The organism is Pseudomonas sp. P867 (genome assembly GCF_019891455.1).
In the GTDB taxonomy this organism is placed as follows: domain Bacteria; phylum Pseudomonadota; class Gammaproteobacteria; order Pseudomonadales; family Pseudomonadaceae; genus Aquipseudomonas; species Aquipseudomonas synxantha_A.
In genome coordinates this window covers 54,131-75,746 of the sequence record NZ_JAFLXB010000016.1, presented here as the reverse complement: position 1 = coordinate 75,746, position 21,616 = coordinate 54,131, and the positions used below count along the sequence as shown (strand labels likewise).

Genomic DNA, 21,616 nt, shown 5'->3' with positions numbered 1-21,616 from the left:
TGCTCCCTCGCCACAATAATTTGGTTGAATCGGTCATAGCGCAGTGTCCAGGGCAGCATCGGTACGCACGCCGCGCCAGGCATTGAAGCGGTGGCGCGCGCGGTCGAGATAGAGGTAGACCACCGGGGTGGTGTAAAGGGTCAGGATCTGGCTGAAGACCAGGCCACCAATAATGGTCAGGCCCAACGGATGGCGCATTTCCGCGCCATCGCCGGTGCCGAGCAGCAACGGCAAGGCGCCGAGGATGGCGGCCAGGGTGGTCATCAAAATGGGTCGCAGGCGCAGCAGACAGGCGCTGCGGATCGATTCCAGCGGGCTCATGCCGTCGTTGCGCTCCAGTTGCAGCGCCAGGTCGATCATCAGGATCGCGTTTTTCTTCACCACACCGATCAGCAGGAACAAGCCCAGCAACGAAATCAGACTGAACTCGCCGCCCAGCAGGTAGATCGCCAGCAACGCGCCAACACCCGCCGACGGCAGGGTCGAGAGAATGGTCAGCGGGTGGATATAGCTTTCATACAGAATGCCCAGCACCAGGTACACCGCCACCAGCGCACCGAGAATCATGAACGGCTGGCCCTTCTGCGTGGCCGCAAAGGCGTCGGCGGTGCCGGCCATCTTGGCGATCACATCTTCAGGCAGGCCGACCTTGGCAATCGCTCGCTCGATGGCCGCGGTGCCCTGCTCTACCGTCACCCCGGGCGCCATATCGAAGGCGATGTTTTCGGAAGCGAACTGGCCTTCATGGCTGACGCGATCGTCGGCCAGGCTGTTCTCGTAATGGGCAATGGTCGACAACGGCACCCGCGCACCATCGGCAGTAATCACCTGGACCTGGTTCAGGGTGATCGGGTCCTGGGCATACTTGGGGTTGACCTCCATCACCACCTGATACTGGTTGAGGCTATCGTAGATGGTGGAAATCTGCCGCTGGCTGTAGGCGTTGTTGAGTACCGACGTGACCATGTCCATGTCGATGCCCAGACGCTTGGCCTGGTCCCGATCGACGATCAGCGTAACCTGCGCCGCGCCCCGGCCTTCGCGAGCGTCGATGGCAGTCAGCTCGGGCAACTCACGCATCGCCGCGACCACTTTCGGGTACCACAGGCGCAACGCAGCCAGGTCGCCGCTTTGCAGGATGTAGGAATATTGCGCGCTGGTCTGGTCGCGGCTGCCGCCGAACTGCAGGTCCTGGTCGGCCATCAGGAACAGGCGCCCGCCCGGTACCAACGGCACCTCTTTGCGCAGACGCTCGATCACCGCCTGGGCAGAGATCTTGCGTTCACTGATGGGTTTGAGGCGCACCAGCATCACTGCGTTGTTAGTGCCTTGGTTGCCACCGATAAAGCCGGCCACGCTGAGCACCGCCGGATCCTTGAGCACCGCCTGGCGGAAGACTTCCATCTTCGGCTGCATCACGCTGAACGACAGGCCATCGTCACCGCGCACAAACCCGATCAATTGGCCGGTGTCCTGCTGAGGCATGAAGGTTTTTGGCACCACCACATACAGCGCGATATTCACCCCCACGGTAATCAACAGGCTGAGCAGGGTCAGGCGCCGGTGGCGCAATACCCAGTCCAGGCTGGTGGCGTAGCCGGCGACCATGCGGTCGTTGACCTTCTGGCTCCAGCGCTGCAAACCGGTCTGCCGGGTCTTGTCATGAGGCTTGAGCCAGCGGGCGCAGAGCATCGGCGTCAAGGTCAGCGAGACAATCAGCGAGACGATGATCGCCGCCGACAAGGTGATGGAAAACTCGCGAAACAGGTTGGTGACAATCCCGCCCATGAACAGGATCGACAGGAACACCGCCACCAGCGACACGTTCATCGACAACAAGGTAAAGCCGACTTCTTCGGCACCCAGGTACGCCGCCTTCATCGGCGGCACACCCTCGTCGATGTGCCGGGAAATGTTCTCCAGCACCACGATGGCATCGTCCACCACCAGCCCGGTGGCCAGGATCAGCGCCATCAACGAAAAGTTGTTCAGCGAAAACCCGTACAGGTACATCACCGCGAAGGTGCCGACCAGCGACACCGGCACCGCCAGGGTCGGGATCAGCGAAGCACGGAAGTTACCCAGGAACAGGTACACCACCAGGATCACCAGGCCCACGGCAATCAGCAGGGTCATTTCCGCTTCATGCAGGGTGGCAGTGATCACTGGCGAGCGGTCCATGGCCAGGCTGAGTTTGACGCTGGACGGCAGCACTGCCTGCAACGCCGGCAACTGGGCCTTGATCTGCCTGACCGTTTCAATGATGTTGGCGCCGGACTGGCGGTTGATCACCAGCAGCACCGCCGAATCATTATTGAAGAAGCCACTGTTGTAGCGGTCTTCCACACCATCGGTGATCTTCGCCACATCCCCCAGGCGCAGGGCCGCGCCGTCCTGATAGCGGATCAATAGCGGCGCGTAGTCCTTGGCTTTTTCCAGCTGGTCGTTGGCCTGGATCTGCCAATTGCGCTCAGCGTCTTCCAGGGAGCCCTTGGGCCGGCGCTGGTTGGCATTGGCGATGGTATTGCGCACATCGTCCAGGGCCACGCCGTACTGGTCGAGGGCCTTGGGTTCCAACTCGATGCGCACTGCCGGCAGGGAGCTGCCGCCGATCTGCACTTCGCCCACGCCCGGCACCTGGGACAGGCTCTGGGACAGGATGGTCGACGCCAGGTCATACAGCTGGCCCTTCTGCAGCACGTCGGAGGTCAGCGACAACACCATGATCGGTGCCTGGGACGGGTTGATCTTCTTGTAGGTGGGCATGCTGCGCATACCGCTGGGCAACAGGTTGCGCGAGGCATTGATCGCCGCCTGCACTTCCCGCGCCGCACCGTTGATATCGCGGTCGGAATCAAAGGCCAGGATCACCCGAGTCGAGCCCTGGCTCGACGAACTGCTCATGGTGGTGATACCGGCAATCGAACCGAATGAACGCTCCAATGGCGTCGCCACGCTGGACGCCATCACCTCGGGGCTGGCGCCGGGCAAGCTGGCCGACACCACGATCACCGGGAAGTCGATCTGCGGCAGCGGCGACACCGGCAACAGGTTGAAGCTGACGCCACCGAGCAACATGATCGCCAGACTCAGCAGCATGGTCGCTACCGGCCGGCGAATGAAAGGTCCGGACAGGTTCATGGCTCAACCGGCTCCAGGCGTTGCGGCTCTTTGCGCCAGCGCCGGCCAAGGCGATCGAAGTACAGGTAGATCACCGGCGTGGTGAACAGCGTCAACACCTGGCTCACCAGCAAGCCACCGACCATCACCAAACCCAGCGGTTGGCGCAACTCCGCGCCGGAACCGCTGGCAAGCATCAGCGGTACCGCACCGAACAACGCGGCCAGGGTAGTCATCAGGATCGGCCGGAAACGCAACAGCGCCGCCTGGTAAATCGCCGTCTGTGGGTCCAGGCCCTGATTACGCTCGGCGTCGAGGGCGAAGTCGATCATCATGATCGCGTTCTTTTTCACGATACCGATCAGCAGGATGATGCCGATGATCGCGATCATGCCCAGGTCATTGCCACTGAGCAGCAGGGCCAGCAAGGCCCCCACCGCCGCCGACGGCAAGGTCGAAAGGATAGTGATCGGGTGGATATAGCTCTCGTAAAGCACGCCCAGCACGATGTACATGGTGACCACCGCGGCCAGGATCAGCAGCAAGGTGCTCGACAGGGACGCCTCGAACGCCTGGGCGGCACCCTGGAACTGGGTTTGCACGCCCACCGGCATGCCAATGTCCTTCTGGGTCTGGTTGATCAGCTCCACACCCTTGCCCAGGGCGACGCCGGGGGCCAGGTTGAACGACATCATCACCGCCGGGAACTGGCCGATATGGGCAATCGCCAACTGCGCCTGGCGCTGCTCGACATGGGCCAGGCTCGACAGCCGCACCTGGCCGCCGTCGGTGGTCTTCACATGGATCTGGTTGAGCGCGGCCGGGCCGAGGGTTTCGCCGGACTGAGCCTGCAGCACCACGCGATATTGGCTGGCCTGGGTATAGATGGTAGAGATCTGCCGTTGGCCAAAGGCGTCATACAACGCGTCGGTAATGGTCGAGACACTCACACCCAGGCGCGAGGCCGCGTCGCGGTCGATCACCAGGTACACCTGCAAGCCTTTGTCCTGCAAGTCGCTGGCAACGTCGGTGAGTTCCGGCTGTTGACTGAGGGCGTGCACCAGCTTGCCACTCCACAGTGCCAGCAACTCGGCGTCCGGCGACGACATGCTGAACTGGTACTGGGTACGGCTGACGCGGTCCTCGATGGTGAGGTCCTGCACCGGCTGCATGAACAGGCGGATGCCCACCAGCTTGTCGATTTGCGGTTGCAAGCGGGTGATCACCTCGGCTGCGCTCAAGTCGCGCTGGCCGTGGGCCTTGAGGTTGATCAGCAAGCGGCCACTATTGAGGGTGGCGTTATCGCCGTCCACACCGATGTAGGACGACAGGCTCTGGACCGCGGGATCAGCAAGGATGATCTTCGCCAGCTCCTGCTGACGCTGGCTCATCGCCGCAAAGGAAATCGACTGCGGCGCTTCGGAAATGCCCTGGATCACCCCGGTGTCCTGCACCGGAAAAAAGCCCTTGGGCACCACCAGGTACAGCACCACCGTAAGCCCCAGGGTAGCGATGGCCACCAGCAGGGTCAGCGGCTGGTGCTTGAGCACCCACTGCAACTTGCGGCCATAGGCCTGGATCAGCCAATCGATCCAGGCGCCGCTGGCCTTATAGAAACGTCCCTGCTCTTCTTCCTTCGGTTCGCGCTTGAGCAAGCGCGCGCACATCATCGGCGTCAGGGTCAGGGACACAACCAGCGAAATCAGGATCGCCACCGCCAGGGTGATGGCGAACTCGCGGAACAGCCGCCCGACCACGTCAGCCATGAACAGCAGTGGAATCAGTACCGCAATCAGCGACAAGGTCAGGGAAATCAGGGTGAAGCCGATCTGCTTGGCGCCCTTGAGCGCCGCCGCCATCGGCGTCTCGCCCTCCTCGATATAGCGAGAAATGTTCTCCAGCATAACGATGGCGTCATCCACCACGAACCCCGTGGCGATGGTCAGGGCCATCAGCGTCAGGTTATTGATGGAGAACCCCGCCAGGTACATCACGCCAAAGGTACCCACCAGAGACAGCGGCACGGCGATGGACGGAATGATCGTGGCGCTGACCCGACGCAGGAACAGGAACGTCACCATCACCACCAGGGCGATGGCAATCAGAAGCTCGTGTTGTACGTCTTTCACCGAGGCGCGGATGGTCTGGGTACGGTCGGTAAGCACCGTTACGTCCAGGCCGGCCGGCAGGTTGTCGGTGATGCTCGGCAGCAGCGCCTTGATACGGTCGACTACCTCGATCACGTTGGCGCCCGGCTGGCGCTGGATGTTGAGCAGTACCGCCTGGTTTTCGTTGGCCCAGGCCGCGAGGCGTTCGTTTTCGGCGCCGTCGACGATCTGCGCCACATCCTTGAGGCGCAACGGTGCGCCATTGTTGTAGGCCAGGATCAGCTCGGCATATTGCTGGGGTGAGACCAACTGGTCGTTGGCATCGAGCATCGACACGCGGGTGGGGCCGTCGAAGTTACCCTTGGGCTGGTTGACGTTGGAGGCGGCGATCAGCGCACGCACATCCGACAGGTTCAAGCCATTGGCCGCCAGGGCCTCGGGGTTGACCTTGATACGCACGGCCTGGCGCTGGCCACCGGCAATACTGACCATGCCGACGCCGCTGATCTGGGCGATTTTCTGCGCCATGCGCGTATCGACCAGGTCATTGAGCTTGGGCAGCAGCATGGTCTTGGAAGTAATCGCCAGGGTCAGCACCGGGGTGTCGGCAGGGTTGACCTTGTTGTACACCGGCGGCGCCGGCAAATCCTTGGGCAACAGGTTGGTGGCGGCGTTGATTGCGGCCTGCACCTGTTGCTCGGCGACATCCATATTGACGTCGAGGTTGAAACGCAGGGTCAGCACCGACGCACCGCCCGAGCTGGTGGACGCCATCTGGGTCAGCCCGGGCATCTGCCCGAACTGACGCTCCAGCGGCGCAGTGACCGCACTGGTCATCACGTCTGGGCTGGCGCCGGGGTACAGGGTCATCACCCGGATCGTCGGGTAGTCCACCTGGGGCAAGGCCGATACCGGCAACAAGCGGTACGAAATGATCCCGGCCAATACAATCGCCAGCATACTCAGCGTGGTGGCGACCGGGCGCAGGATAAACAGGCGTGACAGGTTCATGAACCGACCTTTTGCGCCTTGCCGGCGTCAGCGCCGGTCTCCCCTTTTGCCGCGGGCTTGCCTTGCAGGTGTTCGGTCGGCGTGGTCGGCACTTCCTTGCTTTCGTTGACCACTTCGATTTCGCTGCCGTCCTTGAGACGGTCAGTGCCTTCCAGCACCACGCGATCGCCTGCGACCAGGCCCTCCTTGACCACGGTGTTCTCACCGTCGGTGTCACCCAGCACCAGGGGCTGGACCTTGACCTTGTTGTCACCGTCAAGCTTGTAGACAAAGGTGCCGGTGTTGCCGAACTGGACCGCCGCCGACGGCGCCAACACCACGTTATGCAAGGTGTCGGCAAGCAAGTGCACATTGACGAACTGGTTGGGGAACAGCGCCTGGTCCTTGTTATCAAAGCGCGCCTTGAACTTCAAAGTACCGGTGGTGACGTCGATCTGGTTGTCCAGGCTCTGCAACACGCCGACCGCCTGTTTTTTCACGTCGCTACGGTCCCAGGCTTCCACGGGCAGTTTGTTGCCGGCGTGGTAACGGGCCAGTACGGTTTCCAGGGTATTTTCCGGCAGGGTGAACGCCACGCTGATCGGCTGGGTCTGGGTGATGACCGCCAGGGCGGTGGTGTCATTGGCTGCGACCAGGTTGCCGACATCGAGCTGGCGCAGGCCAACGCGGCCGCTGATCGGCGCACGGATCCTGGTGAATTCAAGGTTGAGCTTGGCATCGTCGACCGCGCCCTGGTTGGTCTTGACCGTGCCCTGGTATTGCAGGACCAGCGCTTCGGCGGTGTCCAGGGTCTGCTTGGCGATACTGTCCTGGGCGTACAGGCCGCGATAACGCTCCACATCGACCTGGGCGTTTTTCAACTGCGCCTGGTTCTGCAGCAATGTGCCCTGGGCCTGGAGCAAGGCGTTCTGGTAGCTGCGCGGGTCGATTTCTGCCAGCAGGTCGCCGGCCTTGACCATCTGGCCTTCTTCAAAGGCGATCTTCACCAGCTCACCGCCCACCCGGCTGCGCACATTAATGGTGTTGAGCGCGGTGACCGTGCCCAGCGCCTTGTAGTACACCGCAAACTCCCCCTGCACCACCGGCGCCACGCGCACCGGCACCGGGCCGGTGGAACCGCCGAAGCCCGGGCGCGCCATGCCGGTCTTGCCGGTGTGCCCCGCAGGAGCGTCCTTGTGAGCCGCGCCGCCGGGCCAGAATTTCCAGCACAGGCCGGCGATAACCAGCAGCACAAGCAGGCCAAACAGCCAGCGGCGGGAGTTGCGGGAGGAGGATTGCATGGAGTGATCAACCATTGGGGATGAGAGCTTCTTCTTCGGGAGGCTGAAAGATAAGCACTGGGGGGCGTTTAGAAAAGCACCTTTACCGGCTATTTACCTTGGGCTTACAACTTTTAACGTCTGATCTTAGTCCGCCAGCTATTTCGCTAAACCGCTGACACTCAAATAAAAACGGCCTGGACTAGGCCAGGCCGCAATCATGCATCATACGTGTTACTGCCAAACGACAGTTACGCGCAGAAACAGTTACTTCAATACAGCCAGGGCCGCATCGTAGTTTGGCTCTTCAGCGATTTCCTTGACCAACTCGCTGTGCAGCACATTGTCGTTTTCGTCCAGTACCACGACAGCGCGAGCGGTCAGGCCTTTGAGCGGGCCGTCGGCAATCGCCACACCATAATCAACGGCGAAATCCGAATCACGGAAGTCCGACAGGTTCTTAACGTTTTCCAGGCCTTCGGAACCACAGAAGCGCGCTTGGGCGAATGGCAGGTCGGTGGAGATGCACAGCACCACGGTGTTGGCCACATCGTTGGCCTGGGCATTGAACTTGCGCACGGAAGTGGCGCAGGTTGGGGTATCAACGCTTGGGAAGATGTTCAGCACTTTGCGCTTGCCGGCAAAGGTGGCCAGGGTGGCGTCGGACAGGTCGCCGGCGGTCAGGGTGAAATCTGCGGCTTTGGCGCCGACTTTCGGCAGTTCGCCTTCAACCTGGACCGTGTTGCCTTTGAGGGTGACTTGAGCCATGAACGGAATCCTTATGCTGGTTTTTGGTTAAACGAATTCGAGAGGCCGAAGTTAACCACAAAGTGCCGATGCTACCTACCGCCAGACACAAATTGTCATGTCGCCAGGTTGTGGTTTAATTGCGCGCTTTTCGCCTGCCCTTCAAGGAAACCGTCGTCGATGAATCAGCCTGCCACCAAAGTTCTGGTCATTGGTTACGTCTGGCCAGAGCCCCGCTCCTCGGCTGCGGGGGGGCATATGATGCAGATCCTTGAGAGTTTTCTTACGCAAGGTTGGGACATTACCTTCAGCAGCCCTGCGACCATCGGCGAACACAAGGCCGACTTGCCGGCACTTGGCATCGCCGAATGCGCCATCGAACTGAATAACAGCAGTTTCGATGACTTTATCCGCGAACTGGCCCCGGATATCGTACTGTTCGACCGTTTCATGATGGAGGAGCAATTCGGCTGGCGCGTGGAGCAATGCTGCCCCAACGCCCTGCGCGTGCTGGAAACCTCCGACCTGCAAAGCCTGCGCGATGCCCGCCACCAGCGTTTCAAGGAGCAGGTGAAAGCCAACCCCGACAGCGACGACTTCAGCGCCCTGTTCGCGCCTGCGCTTCAAGACGAGTTCCAGCGCATGGCCGATACCGACCTGGCCAAGCGCGAAATCGCCGCGATTTACCGCTGTGACATCAGCTTGATGATCTCCGACGTGGAAATCCGCCTGCTCACCGAGCAGTTCAAGGTGCCCGCCGCTCTGCTCCATTGGTGCCCGTTGATGTTGCAACCGCCCACCGCCGCGTTTGCGCCGTTTGAAGACCGTGCGCACTTTCTCAGCATCGGCAACTTCCGCCACGCGCCCAACTGGGATGCGGTGCTGTGGATGAAGCAAAGCCTGTGGCCGCTGATTCGCCAACAGTTGCCGGGCGCGCAGCTGCATATCTATGGCGCCTACACCCCACCCAAGGCCACCGCCCTGCACAACCCGGCACAGGGTTTTCATGTGATGAACTGGGCCGAAGACGCGCTGCAAGTCATGACCGCCGCACGCATCTGCCTGGCACCGTTGCGCTTTGGCGCGGGCATCAAGGGCAAGTTGATCGACGCCATGCTCTGCGGCACCCCCAATGTCACCACCCCGATCGGCGCCGAGGCCATGGGCGATGATCAACCCTGGCCCGGCGTGATCGAACACGACGCCCCGGCCCTGGCCGCCGCTGCTGTGGCCCTCTACCAGGACCACGAGCGCTGGACCCAGGCCCAGGAACACGGGCGCCAACTGCTGGCCCGGCGCTATGACCAGACTCTGCACGGGCCAGCCTTGGTGGACTGCCTGGAGCAATGCCGCCGCAACCTCGCTGCCCATCGCCGGGACAACTTCACCGGCAGTATGCTGCGCCATCACGCGCACAAGAGTACCCAGTACATGTCCCAGTGGATCGAGGCAAAAAACCGCAACCTGTAAACACTGCTGCTGGCGAGGTCGTGCGCGACGGGGCATTATCCTACGCAGCGACCACAATAAAGCGACGGCAGCATGACCCGAGCAACGCGCATCACCGATCCCTCCTACGAGCTGATGGACGATCACAACGGTCTGTCCATCATCTATCGCCAGCACGGCTTCCCCTGCCCGCTGGTGCGCTGGCACTTCCACAAGGAATACGAGCTGCACCTGATCGTCGCCAGCTCCGGCAAGGTGTTTATCGGTGACTACATCGGCAACTTCTACCCGCAAAGCCTGTTCCTCACCGGCCCCAACCTGCCCCACAACTGGATCAGCCAGGTGGAAGAAGGCGAAGTGGTCCCCAAGCGCGACATGCTGGTGAACTTCACCGACGAGTTGTTCGAACACGGCAGCCATATCTTCACCGAACTCAAACGCCTGGCGCCGCTGCTCGAACGCGCGCAGTACGGCATCGAATTCCGCTGCAAAAAGACCATTGCCCACGCCATGACCCTCATGCAGCACATTGAAGACGCCCACGGCATGGCGCGCCTGGGGCATTTCTTTATCCTGCTGGAGGTATTGAGCGCCTGTGAGGACTACCAGCTGCTGTCCGGCGTAACCACACCACAGCAAGCCGATGAACACAGCATCGACCGCACCAACCGAGCGGTGGACTACATCTTTGCCCACTACGCGCGCGAGCTGCCGCTGGAGGAAGTCGCGGAGTACCTGGGGATGAAACCGACGTATTTTTCCCGTGTATTCAAGCAGGCCACCGGGCGGACTTTTATTGAATTCGTCAATCGGCTGCGCATCAGCAAGTCCTGCGAGTTGCTGGCCGATGGGGACAAGGCGGTGACGGATGTGTGTTTTGAGTCGGGGTTCAACAATATTTCCAACTTCAACCGGCGGTTTCAGCAGCTTAAGGGGATGACGCCGTCCCACTATCGGCGATTGGCGGTACAGCGCCTGACTGAGCAGAATTTGGCTTGAGGTTGATCGCTCGGCAGGCGTCGAGAAACAGAAACGTCTTACAATGTTTTGAGGTTGTCCCTAGGACACTCAATCTCTAGTCTCCGTACACCGCTGCACACTCAGCGGTCGGGCGTCGCGGCCCGGTTTAATCAGACGCAAAGTGCCATTTCCGCTTTCAGTTGACGTCTTTTTATCGTCTACTGTGCGCCCTTATGGTGGCTGTGCGCGGGATACCTTCGGGTATGCCGGTTTCCTGATTCCGGTCCGCGAACCTGCGTACAGCTACCACCCGATCGCGTCGCGGCGATCAGTGGTAGCTCCACTTAAATCAGGAGTTCCACCATGATCAAGCCCACCCCAAATCCCCCAATCGATCCAACACCCAGCGTGCTGTTCACCGTAAAAGACGGCATCTCCACGCAAGACCTACTGGTCAACCTCAGCGAATCCCTCGCCTCTGCCCACGCCCTCACCTGCGATTTCGCCTTTGATCTCGACGGCTCACGGCGCGAAGGCGCGCTGGGGATTGCCCAGTTGATCGAGGTATCTCGCTTGCTGGCTGAGCGAGCACTGGCTGATATCGAGCGTTAAATACGGCATCGATCGTCCCCACGCACCACGGGGACGATCATCGAGTGCAAAAAAGTATCAGTGCGCGTGCGCCCAAGGATTTGTCACAACCCCATTTCAAGGCTGTAATCGACGCACACTCTTCCTGGCTACCTGTAGGAAGACACAACAACAATAACCGTCCTTCTGTAGCCCCCTGGGCGCGGAAATGGAGTGCGCGATGAAGTTCACAGCAAAAGCTCTGCTTGCCTGTTCCTGCATGACTGCATGCATGACCCTCAGCGCCGTCAGCCTTGGCGCGCAAACCCTGACCATTGCCACCGTCAACAACAGCGACATGATCCGTATGCAGAAGCTCTCGAAAACCTTCGAGGCCGAGCACCCAGAGATCAAGTTGAACTGGGTGGTGCTCGAAGAAAACGTGTTGCGCCAACGCCTCACCACCGACATTGCTACCCAGGGCGGGCAGTTCGACGTGTTGACCATCGGCATGTACGAAGCCGCACTGTGGGGCGCCAAGGGTTGGCTGGAGCCGATGAAGGACCTGCCGGCCTCCTACGACCTTGATGATGTGTTCCCTTCGGTACGTGATGGCTTGTCCGTCAAGGGTTCGCTGTACGCCCTGCCGTTCTACGCCGAAAGCTCGATCACCTATTACCGCACCGACCTGTTCAAAGACGCCGGGCTGACCATGCCCGAGCACCCGACCTGGAGCCAGATCGGCGAATACGCGGCCAAACTTACTGATAAGTCCAAAGAGCAATACGGCCTGTGCCTGCGCGGCAAAGCCGGTTGGGGTGAGAACATGGCGCTGATCACCACCCTGGCCAACGGCTTCGGTGCGCGCTGGTTCGATGAGAAGTGGCAACCGCAATTCAATGGCCCCGAGTGGAAGGACGCGCTGAACTTCTACGTCGACAACATGAAGAAATCCGGCCCGCCGGGTGCGTCCAGCAACGGTTTCAACGAGAACCTGGCGCTGTTCAACAGCGGCAAATGCGCGATCTGGGTAGACGCCAGCGTCGCCGGTTCGTTTGTCACCGACAAGAGCCAGAGCAAGGTCGCCGAGCATGTCGGTTTCACTTTTGCGCCCCACGAGAAGACCGACAAGGGCACCTCGTGGCTGTACTCCTGGAGCCTGGCGATTCCGACCAGTTCCAAGGCCAAGGACGCCGCCAAGGTGTTCACCAGTTGGGCCACCTCCAAGGAGTACGGCCAGCTTGTGGCCAAGACCGATGGCATCGCCAATGTGCCGCCGGGTACGCGCCAATCCACCTACAGCGACGAGTACATGAAGGCCGCGCCGTTCGCCAAGGTGACCCTGGAATCACTGAAAGTGGCCGACCCGACCAAGCCGACCGAGAAGCCGGTGCCGTATATCGGTATCCAGTTGGTGACCATTCCTGAGTTCCAGGCGATTGGTACCCAGGTCGGCAAGTTCTTCTCGGGTGCGTTGACCGGTCAGCAGACGGTGGATGCCGCATTGACCGCCGCGCAGACCACCACCGAGCGGGAAATGAAGCGGGCTGGTTATCCCAAGTAACCCCTGCCTCACCACCGTCAAATGTGGGAGGGGGCTTGCTCCCGATAGCAATCTACCAGTTGATGATTGTGTGACTGATACACCGCTATCGGGAGCAAGCCCCCTCCCACACTGACCGCGCTCCGATTCGTATCTGACTGGTCTTGATTCTAATGAATACACCCGCCAAAAACCGCCTGGCCAACCCCGGCTGGTTCCTTGTCAGCCCCTCGGTGGCCTTGTTGCTGCTGTGGATGATCGTGCCTCTGGGCATGACCCTGTACTTTTCGCTGATCCGCTACAACCTGCTCTACCCCGGCGAAAACCAATTCGTGGGGTTGGAAAACTTCAGCTACTTCATCACCGACTCGGGTTTCCTGCCCGGCGCTACCAATACCCTGTTGCTGGTGGGCAGCGTGTTGCTGATCAGTGTGGTGTTCGGCGTGTTGATCAGCGCGCTGCTGGAGGCCAGTGAGTTCCTGGGGCGTGGCATCGTGCGGGTGCTGTTGATTTCGCCATTCTTCATCATGCCCACCGTCGGCGCGCTGATCTGGAAAAACCTGATTTTCCACCCGGTGTCGGGGATCCTCGCCGCCGTGTGGAAGTTCTTCGGCGCCGAGCCGGTGGATTGGCTGGCGCACTACCCGCTGCTGTCGATCATCATCATTGTGTCGTGGCAGTGGCTGCCCTTCGCGATCCTGCTGCTGATGACCGCCATGCAGTCCCTGGACCAGGAGCAAAAGGAAGCTGCACGTCTGGACGGTGCCGGCGCCATTGCGATCTTCTGGCACCTGACCCTGCCCCATCTGGCCCGCCCGATTGCCGTGGTGGTGATGATCGAAACCATCTTCCTGCTCTCGGTGTTCGCCGAAATCTTCACCACCACCAACGGTGGCCCGGGTTACGCCTCGACCAACCTCGCCTACCTGATCTACAACCAGGCGCTGGTGCAGTTCGACGTGGGCATGGCCTCGGCCGGTGGCTTGATTGCCGTGGTCATCGCCAATATCGCGGCGATCATCCTGGTGCGGATGATCGGCAAAAACCTGACTGACAAGCCTTGAGGGCCGCGCCATGACACTTCAACAATCCCGCCGCCTGCAAAGCCTGCTACTCGGTACGTTGGCCTGGGCGATCGCGATCCTGATTTTCTTCCCGATCTTCTGGATGGTGCTGACCAGCTTCAAGACTGAAATCGATGCGTTCGCCACCCCGCCGCAGTTCATCTTCACGCCGACGCTGGAGAACTACCTGCACATCAACGAACGCAGCAACTACTTCGCCTACGCCTGGAACTCGGTGGTGATTTCGTTCAGCGCCACTGCCCTGTGCCTACTGATCTCGGTGCCGGCCGCCTACTCCATGGCGTTCTACGAAACCCAGCGCACCAAGGGCACGCTGCTGTGGATGCTGTCGACCAAGATGCTGCCACCGGTGGGCGTGCTGATGCCGATCTATCTGTTGGCCAAGAGCCTTGGCCTGCTGGATACGCGTATCGCGCTGATCATCATCTACACCCTGATCAACCTGCCGATCGTGGTGTGGATGGTGTACACCTACTTCAAGGACATCCCCAAGGACATCCTCGAAGCCGCCCGCCTGGACGGCGCCACCCTGTGGCAGGAAATGGTCCGCGTGCTGTTGCCGATCGCCAAGGGTGGCCTGGCCTCCACGGTGTTGCTGTCGCTGATCCTGTGCTGGAACGAGGCGTTCTGGTCGCTGAACCTGACCTCGTCGAGCGCTGCGCCGTTGACCGCACTGATCGCCTCCTACTCCAGCCCCGAAGGTTTGTTCTGGGCCAAGTTGTCCGCCGTCTCGACCCTGGCCTGCGCGCCGATCCTGATCTTTGGCTGGATCAGCCAGAAACAGCTGGTGCGCGGTTTGTCCTTCGGCGCCGTCAAATAATAATTCGAAAAGGAGGCCCATCATGGCCAACCTGAAAATCAAGAATCTGCAAAAAGGCTTCGAAGGTTTCTCGATCATCAAGGGCATTGACCTTGAAGTGAACGACAAGGAATTCGTGGTGTTCGTCGGCCCGTCGGGCTGCGGCAAATCCACCCTGCTACGCCTGATCGCCGGCCTGGAAGAAGTCACGGAAGGCACCATCGAACTGGATGGCCGCGACATCACCGAAGTGACCCCGGCCAAGCGCGACCTGGCCATGGTGTTCCAGACCTACGCGCTGTACCCGCACATGAGCGTGCGCAAGAACATGTCGTTTGCCCTGGACCTGGCCGGTGTCGACAAGAAGCTGGTCGAGAGCAAGGTCAGCGAAGCGGCGCGCATCCTGGAACTGGGGCCGCTGCTGGAGCGCAAGCCCAAGCAACTGTCCGGCGGCCAGCGCCAGCGCGTGGCGATTGGCCGGGCGATTGTGCGTAACCCGAAAATCTTCCTGTTCGACGAGCCGCTGTCCAACCTCGACGCGGCGCTGCGCGTGCAGATGCGCCTGGAACTGGCGCGCCTGCATAAAGAACTGCAAGCCACCATGATCTACGTGACCCACGACCAGGTCGAAGCCATGACCCTGGCCGACAAGGTGGTGGTGCTCAACAGTGGCCGTATCGAGCAGGTCGGCTCGCCGTTGGAGCTGTATCACCAACCGGCCAACCTGTTTGTGGCCGGCTTTCTCGGCACGCCGAAGATGGGCTTTCTCAAGGGCAAGGTCACGCGTGTCGAAGGCCATGGCTGCGACGTGCAATTGGACGCTGGCACCCTGATCAGCCTGCCGTTGAGTGGCGCGACCTTGAGCGTCGGCAGCGCGGTGACCCTGGGCATTCGTCCCGAGCATCTGGAAATCGCCGCGCCAGGGCAAACCACCCTGACCGTCACCGCTGACGTTGGCGAGCGCCTGGGCAGCGACACCTTCTGCCACGTCATCACCGCCAATGGCGAACCGCTGACCATGCGGATTCGCGGCGACATGGCCAGCCAGTACGGCGAGACGTTGCACCTGCACCTGGACCCGGCGCACTGCCATCTGTTCGACACTGACGGCGTAGCGGTGGCCCGCCCACTGCGCGCAGCCGCCTGACTCCGCGAGTATTTTTAGATGAAACTGAATAAACACAATCTCACGCAGTTGGCGCCGCAAGTGAAAATCCCGGCTTATGCGCTTGCCGACACCCGCCAGGGCATCGCCCATATCGGCGTCGGTGGCTTTCACCGCGCACACCAGGCGTATTACACCGACGCCTTGATGAATACCGGCGAGGGCCTGGACTGGGGCATTTGTGGCGTGGGCCTGCGTGCCGAGGACCGCAAGGCTCGCGACGACCTGGCCGGCCAGGATTACTTGTTTACCCTGTATGAGCTAGGTGACACCGACGACACCGAAGTACGCGTCATCGGCGCCCTCAGCGATATGCTGCTGGCCGAAGACGGCGCCCAGGCGTTGATCGACAAACTGGCTGACCCGGCTATCCGCATCGTCTCGTTGACCATCACCGAGGGCGGCTACTGCATCGATGACAGCAACGGCGAATTCATGGCCCACCTGCCACAGATCCAGCATGACCTGGCGCACCCCAAGACACCCAAAACCGTGTTCGGTTTTATCTGCGCAGCGCTCACCCAACGCCGCGCCGCCGGCACTGCGGCATTTACCGTCATGTCCTGCGATAACCTGCCGCACAACGGCGCCGTCACGCGCAAGGCACTGCTGGCCTTCGCCGCGCTACACAACGCCGAGCTGCATGACTGGATCAAAACCAACGTGAGCTTCCCGAACGCCATGGTCGACCGCATCACGCCAATGACCAGCACCGCCCACCGCCTGCAACTGCATGATGAACATGGCGTCGACGATGCCTGGCCGGTGGTGTGCGAACCGTTTGTGCAGTGGGTGCTGGAAGACAAGTTCGTCAACGGTCGCCCGGCCTGGGAGAAGGTCGGCGTGCAGTTCACCGATGACGTCACGCCTTACGAAGAGATGAAGATCGGCTTGCTCAACGGCAGTCACCTGGCCCTCACCTACCTGGGGTTTCTCAAGGGTTATCGGTTTGTCCACGAGACCATGAACGACCCGCTGTTCGTGGCGTATATGCGTGCGTACATGGACCTGGACGTTACGCCGAACCTGGCGCCGGTGCCGGGCATCGACCTGACGGTGTACAAGCAGACGCTGGTGGAGCGCTTTTCCAACCAGGCGATTGCCGACCAGTTGGAACGGGTGTGTTCCGATGGTTCGTCGAAGTTTCCCAAGTTCACCGTGCCGACCATCAATCGCTTGATTGCCGATGGCCGCGAGACTGAGCGTGCAGCGCTGGTAGTGGCGGCCTGGGCCTTGTATTTGAAAGGGGTGGATGAAAATGGCGTGCATTACAAGATCCCCGATCCGCGGGCCGAGTTCTGCCAGGGGCTGGTGAGTGATGACGCGCTGATCAGCCAGCGGTTGCTGGGGGTAGAGGAGATTTTTGGCACGGCTATTCCCAAGTCCGCTGAGTTTGTGGCAGCGTTTGAGCGGTGCTATGCAAGCCTGCGCGACAAAGGCGTCACCCAAACCCTGCAACAACTCCTGAACAAACCGGATTAAAACTGTGGGAGGGGGCTTGCTCCCGATAGCGGTAGGTCAGAGAAAGGTATTTGACTGACACTCCCTCATCGGGAGCAAGCCCCCTCCCACACTTGACCGGGTTACCAATCCAAAAATAATACTGCTGAGCACTCCATCATGACCCAGCAAAACCTGTTCCTCGGAATCGACTGCGGCACTCAAGGCACCAAGGCCATCGTCCTCGACGCCTCCAGCGGCAAGGTGCTGGGCCTGGGCGCCGCCGCGCATACCTTGATCAGCGGCGCCAACGGCCGGCGCGAGCAACACACCCAGGAATGGCTGGACGCCTTCACCGAAGCCACCCACCGCGCCCTGCAACAAGCCGGGGTGGACGGCCAGGACATCCTTGGCATCGGCGTTTCCGGCCAGCAGCACGGCCTGGTGCTGCTGGACGAACAAGGTGAAGTGCTGCGCCCGGCCAAGTTATGGTGCGACACCGAAACCGCGCCGGAGAACGAGCGCCTGCTGGCACACCTGGGCGGCGAAAGCGGCTCCCTGGAACGCCTGGGCGTAGCCATCGCGCCGGGCTACACCGTCTCCAAACTGCTCTGGACCCGTGAACAGCACCCGGACGTATTTGCCCGCATCGCCCATATCCTGCTGCCCCACGACTACCTCAACTACTGGCTCACCGGTCGCGCCTGCGCCGAGTACGGCGACGCCTCGGGCACCGGTTACTTTGACGTGCGCAGCCGCACCTGGGATGTGGCGCTGCTCAGGCACATCGACCCCAGCGGCCGCCTGGAGGCAGCGCTCCCGCAGTTGATCGAAGCCGACCAGGCGGTGGGCACGATCCTGCCGGCCATTGCCGAGCGCCTGGGCATCAACCCCAACGCCGTGGTGTCCAGCGGCGGCGGCGACAATATGATGGGCGCCATCGGCACCGGCAATATCGCTCCCGGCGTGATCACCATGAGCCTGGGCTCATCAGGCACCGTGTATGCGTTTGCCGACCAGCCCAACGTCAGCCCGCAGGCGTCGGTAGCGACCTTTTGCTCGTCCAGTGGCGGCTGGCTGCCGCTGATCTGCACCATGAACCTGACCAACGCCACCGGGGTAATTCGCGAGCTGTTCGAACTCGACTTGCAGGCGTTCAACGCCCTGGTCGAACAAGCCCCGATTGGCGCCGACGGGGTGAGCATGCTGCCGTTTCTCAATGGCGAACGCGTGCCTGCCCTGCCCCACGCCACCGGCAGCCTGCACGGCCTGACCATGACCAACCTGACCCGCGCCAACCTGTGCCGCGCCGTGGTCGAGGGCACCACCTTCGGTCTGCGTTATGGCCTTGACCTGCTGCGCCAGACCGGCCTGCAAAGTCAGAGCATCCGCCTGATCGGCGGCGGCTCGAAAAGCCCGGTGTGGCGGCAGATGGTCGCCGATATCATGCACACCGAAGTGGTGTGCACCGAACAGAGCGAAGCCGCCGCCCTGGGCGCGGCAATCCAGGCCGCCTGGTGCCAGAGCGGCGAACCCTTGGCCAGCCTGTGCGACAAATGTGTGAGCGTCGACCCGGCCAGCCGTACCTTGCCGGCAACCGAGAGTGTCAGCGCCTATCAACAGGCGTATGAGCGTTATCAACAGCACGTGGCATCCCTTTAAGAGCGAACGACTATGTATCTGGTGTGTGGTGAGGCGCTGTTTGATTTTTTCAGCGAGGAGGATGCCAGCGGGCAGGCCGCCAAAGTCAATTACAAGGCGATTGCCGGGGGCTCGCCATTCAATGTGGCCGTGGGCCTGCGCCGCCTGGGTATTGAAGCCGGGTTGTTCGGCGGCCTGTCCAGCGACTTCCTCGGCCGGCGCTTGTTGCAGGTGCTGAAAAATGAAGGGGTCAGCGAGCAGTTCCTGGTGGAATTTGCCGCGCCGACCACGTTGTCGATGGTCGCTGTGGGCGCCAATGGCTCACCGCAGTACAACTTCCGTGGCGAAGGCTGTGCGGATCGGTTGCTGGAAGTCGCGCATTTGCCGGTACTCGGCGATGAGGTGCGCGGGCTGCATATCGGCTCGTTCTCACTGGTGGTGCAACCGATTGGCGACACCCTGCTGGCGCTGGTCAAGCGCGAAAGCGGCAAGCGCCTGATCAGCCTGGACCCTAACGTGCGCCTTAACCCGCAGCCGGACATCCAACTATGGCGTGATCGCGTCGCCGAGCTGGTCACACATGCCGACCTGATCAAGGTCAGCGACGAAGACCTGCACCTGCTCTACCCCGACCAGTCACCCGAAAGTGTGCTGCACGGTTGGCTGCAACACCGCTGCCAACTGGTGTTCCTCACCCGCGGCGGCGATGGCGCCAGCGTATTCAGCCGTCAGCACGGCAACTGGTCGGCGCCGGCAGTCAAGGTGGTGATGGCTGACACTGTGGGCGCCGGCGACACCTTCCAGGCCGCGTTGATTGCCTGGCTGACCGAGCATCAGCTTGACTCAGTGACCGGCCTGCAACAGCTCACGCGCGTGCAGATTGATAACATGCTCGGCTTTGCGATTCGGGCTGCCGCGTTGACCTGTACCAAGACCGGCCCCGACCTGCCGTACCGTCATCAGCTGGGCTGACGCGCATAACAATGGGCCTGGCGAATGCCAGGCCCTGGGTCAACTTGAATTCAAGACTTAACTAGAAATAACCGCGCCCTCCTGCTCGACGCAGGGTGTGGGTCTGGGTGTGCTTGAGGTCTTCACGCAAACCGGCGATCAGGTTGCAAATGGCTCGACTGCTGTCGAGTTTGTCGGCGTTTATACCTTTGACTTCCAAGTCCACCCGGTCACGGTCGCGGTCGTCATACACCTTGATCGTCAACGAAGCATCCTCGGCTTTGGTGCATTCGCACCGTTTAGGCAGAAAACTTCCTTCAATAATGCTGCGAAGTTCCAGTTCCGAAAGCATGGCCAACCTCTCCTTTTTTGAGACTGCCAATCAGTTTTTATGGGCTGGCAGGCGCTAGCCTGCCCCGTCTTGCCAACCCTGGCAGACGCCTGTACTCACCCAGCCTACTCGGCAAATCTCAGCATTGTTGTAACTTTTCTTCATAAGCGACCTGCCGATTAATATGAAGCCGATTGCAGCCTTTAAATAATCGTCGAACCACTGCGATTAAACGTTTAACCCTGCATGTCAGTTCAAACAGCAACCTGTGTCGACGCTCTTTTCGGCAACATGTCGCAACTATCGCGCGCCTCATTTGAACCAGGGGTTTACGCAAAGCATACGAAACGTATACGCTTTGTATATCAAACCTACACAGTGAACCTCATGGGCATCGTCAAAATCACCGACCAACTGCACGAACAGCTTCGCCTGGCCAGCGCCGCCATGGACCGCTCCATCAACGCCCAGGCCGAGTTCTGGATCAAGATCGGCCTGCTCGCCGAGCTCAACCCGCACCTGCCCTACAACGAGCTGATCAACAAGTTGTTGCTGGACAAGCCCGACCTGATCCGGGGGCGCAGCTGATGATCAAGACAGCCGCCCAACTGGCCGTGATGCGAGAGTCGGGGCGCCTGCTGGCCCAGGTGTTCGACATGCTCGACGGTTATGTCGCCGCCGGCCTCTCCACTCTTGAGCTGGACAGCGCCGTCGAAGCCTTCATCCGCCACGAACTCAAGGCCCGCCCCGCCAGCCTGGGTCAGTACGACTACCCCTTTTGCATCAACACCTCGATCAACGAAGTGGTGTGCCATGGCATGCCCAGCGCCACGCAGTTCCTCAAGGACGGCGACATCATCAACATCGACATCACCCTGGAAAAAGGCGGTTTCATTGCCGACTCCAGCAAGATGTACATGATCGGTAACGTGGCGCCCAAGGCCAAACGCCTGGTAGAAATGACCTTCGAGGCGATGTGGGCCGGCATCCGCCAGGTCAAGCCCGGCGCTCGCCTGGGTGATATCGGTCATGCGATTCAGAGCCACGCCCAGGCCAACGGCTACAGCGTGGTGCGTGAATACTGCGGCCATGGCATCGGCAAACAGATGCATGAAGAGCCACAGATCCTGCACTTCGGCCGCCCTGGCACCGGCCTCGTTCTGCGCGAAGGTATGGTGTTTACCGTGGAGCCCATGCTCAACCAGGGCGGCGCCAAGACGCGCAGTCTCAAGGATGGCTGGACGGTGGTGACCAAGGACAACAGTCTGTCGGCGCAGTGGGAACATACTGTGGCAGTGACGGCGGACGGGTTTGAGGTGCTCACGTTGCAAAAACAAACTGATGCAGAACCGGTGGAATCACTACCTTGAGCAATGGGCGCTGATCGGCCATTGAAAAGTCTCCCGAGCGGCCTACCCGCTCGGGAGCGTAACGAAC

At 60.9% G+C, this 21,616-nt stretch carries 17 protein-coding genes; 12 read left to right on the top strand and 5 right to left on the bottom strand.

Going from position 1 to position 21,616, the window contains the following annotated elements; translation table 11 throughout:
* Positions 1 to 33 precede the first annotated feature (33 nt).
* The 4 genes from J1G33_RS24135 to tpx form a co-directional block, all read right to left on the bottom strand.
* Positions 34 to 3,141: an efflux RND transporter permease subunit gene (locus J1G33_RS24135; RefSeq protein WP_005788569.1), complete on the bottom strand. Its 3,108-nt coding sequence runs from the start codon at positions 3,139 to 3,141 to the stop codon at positions 34 to 36.
* The gene (locus J1G33_RS24130; protein ID WP_032875755.1) at positions 3,138 to 6,239 is read right to left on the bottom strand and encodes an MdtB/MuxB family multidrug efflux RND transporter permease subunit; all 3,102 of its coding nucleotides are present in this window, start codon (positions 6,237 to 6,239) and stop codon (positions 3,138 to 3,140) included. Before J1G33_RS24130 ends, J1G33_RS24135 begins: the two co-directional genes overlap by 4 nt.
* On the bottom strand, positions 6,236 to 7,534 hold the full coding sequence (locus tag J1G33_RS24125; protein WP_078821464.1) for an MdtA/MuxA family multidrug efflux RND transporter periplasmic adaptor subunit: 1,299 nt from the start codon (positions 7,532 to 7,534) through the stop codon (positions 6,236 to 6,238). The genes J1G33_RS24130 and J1G33_RS24125 overlap by 4 nt, the downstream gene beginning before the upstream one ends.
* A gap of 231 nt (positions 7,535 to 7,765) precedes the next feature.
* Positions 7,766 to 8,266 carry a thiol peroxidase gene (gene tpx, locus J1G33_RS24120; protein WP_032875762.1) on the bottom strand — a complete coding sequence of 167 codons (501 nt, stop codon included), beginning with the start codon at positions 8,264 to 8,266 and terminating at the stop codon, positions 7,766 to 7,768.
* Positions 8,267 to 8,425: 159 nt separating this feature from the next.
* Between tpx and J1G33_RS24115 the strand changes: the two genes are divergently transcribed.
* From J1G33_RS24115 to J1G33_RS24070, 10 genes are all read left to right on the top strand, one after another.
* Entirely contained in the window at positions 8,426 to 9,715 is a 1,290-nt protein-coding gene (locus tag J1G33_RS24115) for a glycosyltransferase (RefSeq protein WP_032875765.1), read from the top strand.
* 72 nt (positions 9,716 to 9,787) lie between these two features.
* Complete coding sequence (locus J1G33_RS24110) at positions 9,788 to 10,693, top strand: AraC family transcriptional regulator (protein ID WP_032875768.1); 906 nt, start codon at positions 9,788 to 9,790, stop codon at positions 10,691 to 10,693.
* 324 nt (positions 10,694 to 11,017) lie between these two features.
* Positions 11,018 to 11,266: a DUF6124 family protein gene (locus J1G33_RS24105; RefSeq protein ID WP_032875771.1), complete on the top strand. Its 249-nt coding sequence runs from the start codon at positions 11,018 to 11,020 to the stop codon at positions 11,264 to 11,266.
* A 199-nt stretch (positions 11,267 to 11,465) separates the two neighbouring features.
* The gene (locus J1G33_RS24100) at positions 11,466 to 12,788 is read left to right on the top strand and encodes a sugar ABC transporter substrate-binding protein (protein ID WP_005788580.1); all 1,323 of its coding nucleotides are present in this window, start codon (positions 11,466 to 11,468) and stop codon (positions 12,786 to 12,788) included.
* Between the two features lie 152 nt (positions 12,789 to 12,940).
* Positions 12,941 to 13,831, top strand: a complete 891-nt coding sequence (locus tag J1G33_RS24095) for a sugar ABC transporter permease (RefSeq protein ID WP_005788581.1) — start codon at positions 12,941 to 12,943, stop codon at positions 13,829 to 13,831.
* A 10-nt stretch (positions 13,832 to 13,841) separates the two neighbouring features.
* Complete coding sequence (locus J1G33_RS24090) at positions 13,842 to 14,672, top strand: carbohydrate ABC transporter permease (RefSeq protein WP_032875774.1); 831 nt, start codon at positions 13,842 to 13,844, stop codon at positions 14,670 to 14,672.
* Positions 14,673 to 14,694: 22 nt separating this feature from the next.
* The gene (gene ugpC, locus J1G33_RS24085) at positions 14,695 to 15,798 is read left to right on the top strand and encodes a sn-glycerol-3-phosphate ABC transporter ATP-binding protein UgpC (RefSeq protein ID WP_032875775.1); all 1,104 of its coding nucleotides are present in this window, start codon (positions 14,695 to 14,697) and stop codon (positions 15,796 to 15,798) included.
* A gap of 18 nt (positions 15,799 to 15,816) precedes the next feature.
* A complete protein-coding gene (locus J1G33_RS24080; protein WP_223018913.1) occupies positions 15,817 to 17,298 on the top strand; it encodes a mannitol dehydrogenase family protein in 1,482 nt (493 codons plus the stop codon).
* Between the two features lie 138 nt (positions 17,299 to 17,436).
* A complete protein-coding gene (gene xylB / locus J1G33_RS24075) occupies positions 17,437 to 18,918 on the top strand; it encodes a xylulokinase (protein WP_223018912.1) in 1,482 nt (493 codons plus the stop codon).
* A gap of 12 nt (positions 18,919 to 18,930) precedes the next feature.
* Entirely contained in the window at positions 18,931 to 19,869 is a 939-nt protein-coding gene (locus tag J1G33_RS24070; RefSeq protein ID WP_032875780.1) for a carbohydrate kinase, read from the top strand.
* Between the two features lie 61 nt (positions 19,870 to 19,930).
* On the opposite strand, the gene J1G33_RS24065 is transcribed toward J1G33_RS24070, so the two are convergent.
* Positions 19,931 to 20,200, bottom strand: coding sequence for a DUF1652 domain-containing protein (locus J1G33_RS24065; protein ID WP_032875782.1), 270 nt, complete (start codon positions 20,198 to 20,200; stop codon positions 19,931 to 19,933).
* Between the two features lie 366 nt (positions 20,201 to 20,566).
* Here J1G33_RS24065 and J1G33_RS24060 point away from each other — a divergent pair, with 366 nt between their 5' ends.
* Together J1G33_RS24060 and map are read left to right on the top strand one after the other, a co-directional pair.
* Positions 20,567 to 20,767 (top strand): ParD-like family protein, encoded by a 201-nt coding sequence (locus J1G33_RS24060; protein ID WP_003190946.1) that lies wholly within the window; start codon positions 20,567 to 20,569, stop codon positions 20,765 to 20,767.
* Positions 20,767 to 21,549 (top strand): type I methionyl aminopeptidase, encoded by a 783-nt coding sequence (gene map / locus J1G33_RS24055; RefSeq protein ID WP_032875785.1) that lies wholly within the window; start codon positions 20,767 to 20,769, stop codon positions 21,547 to 21,549. Before J1G33_RS24060 ends, map begins: the two co-directional genes overlap by 1 nt.
* Positions 21,550 to 21,616: the final 67 nt, after the last annotated feature.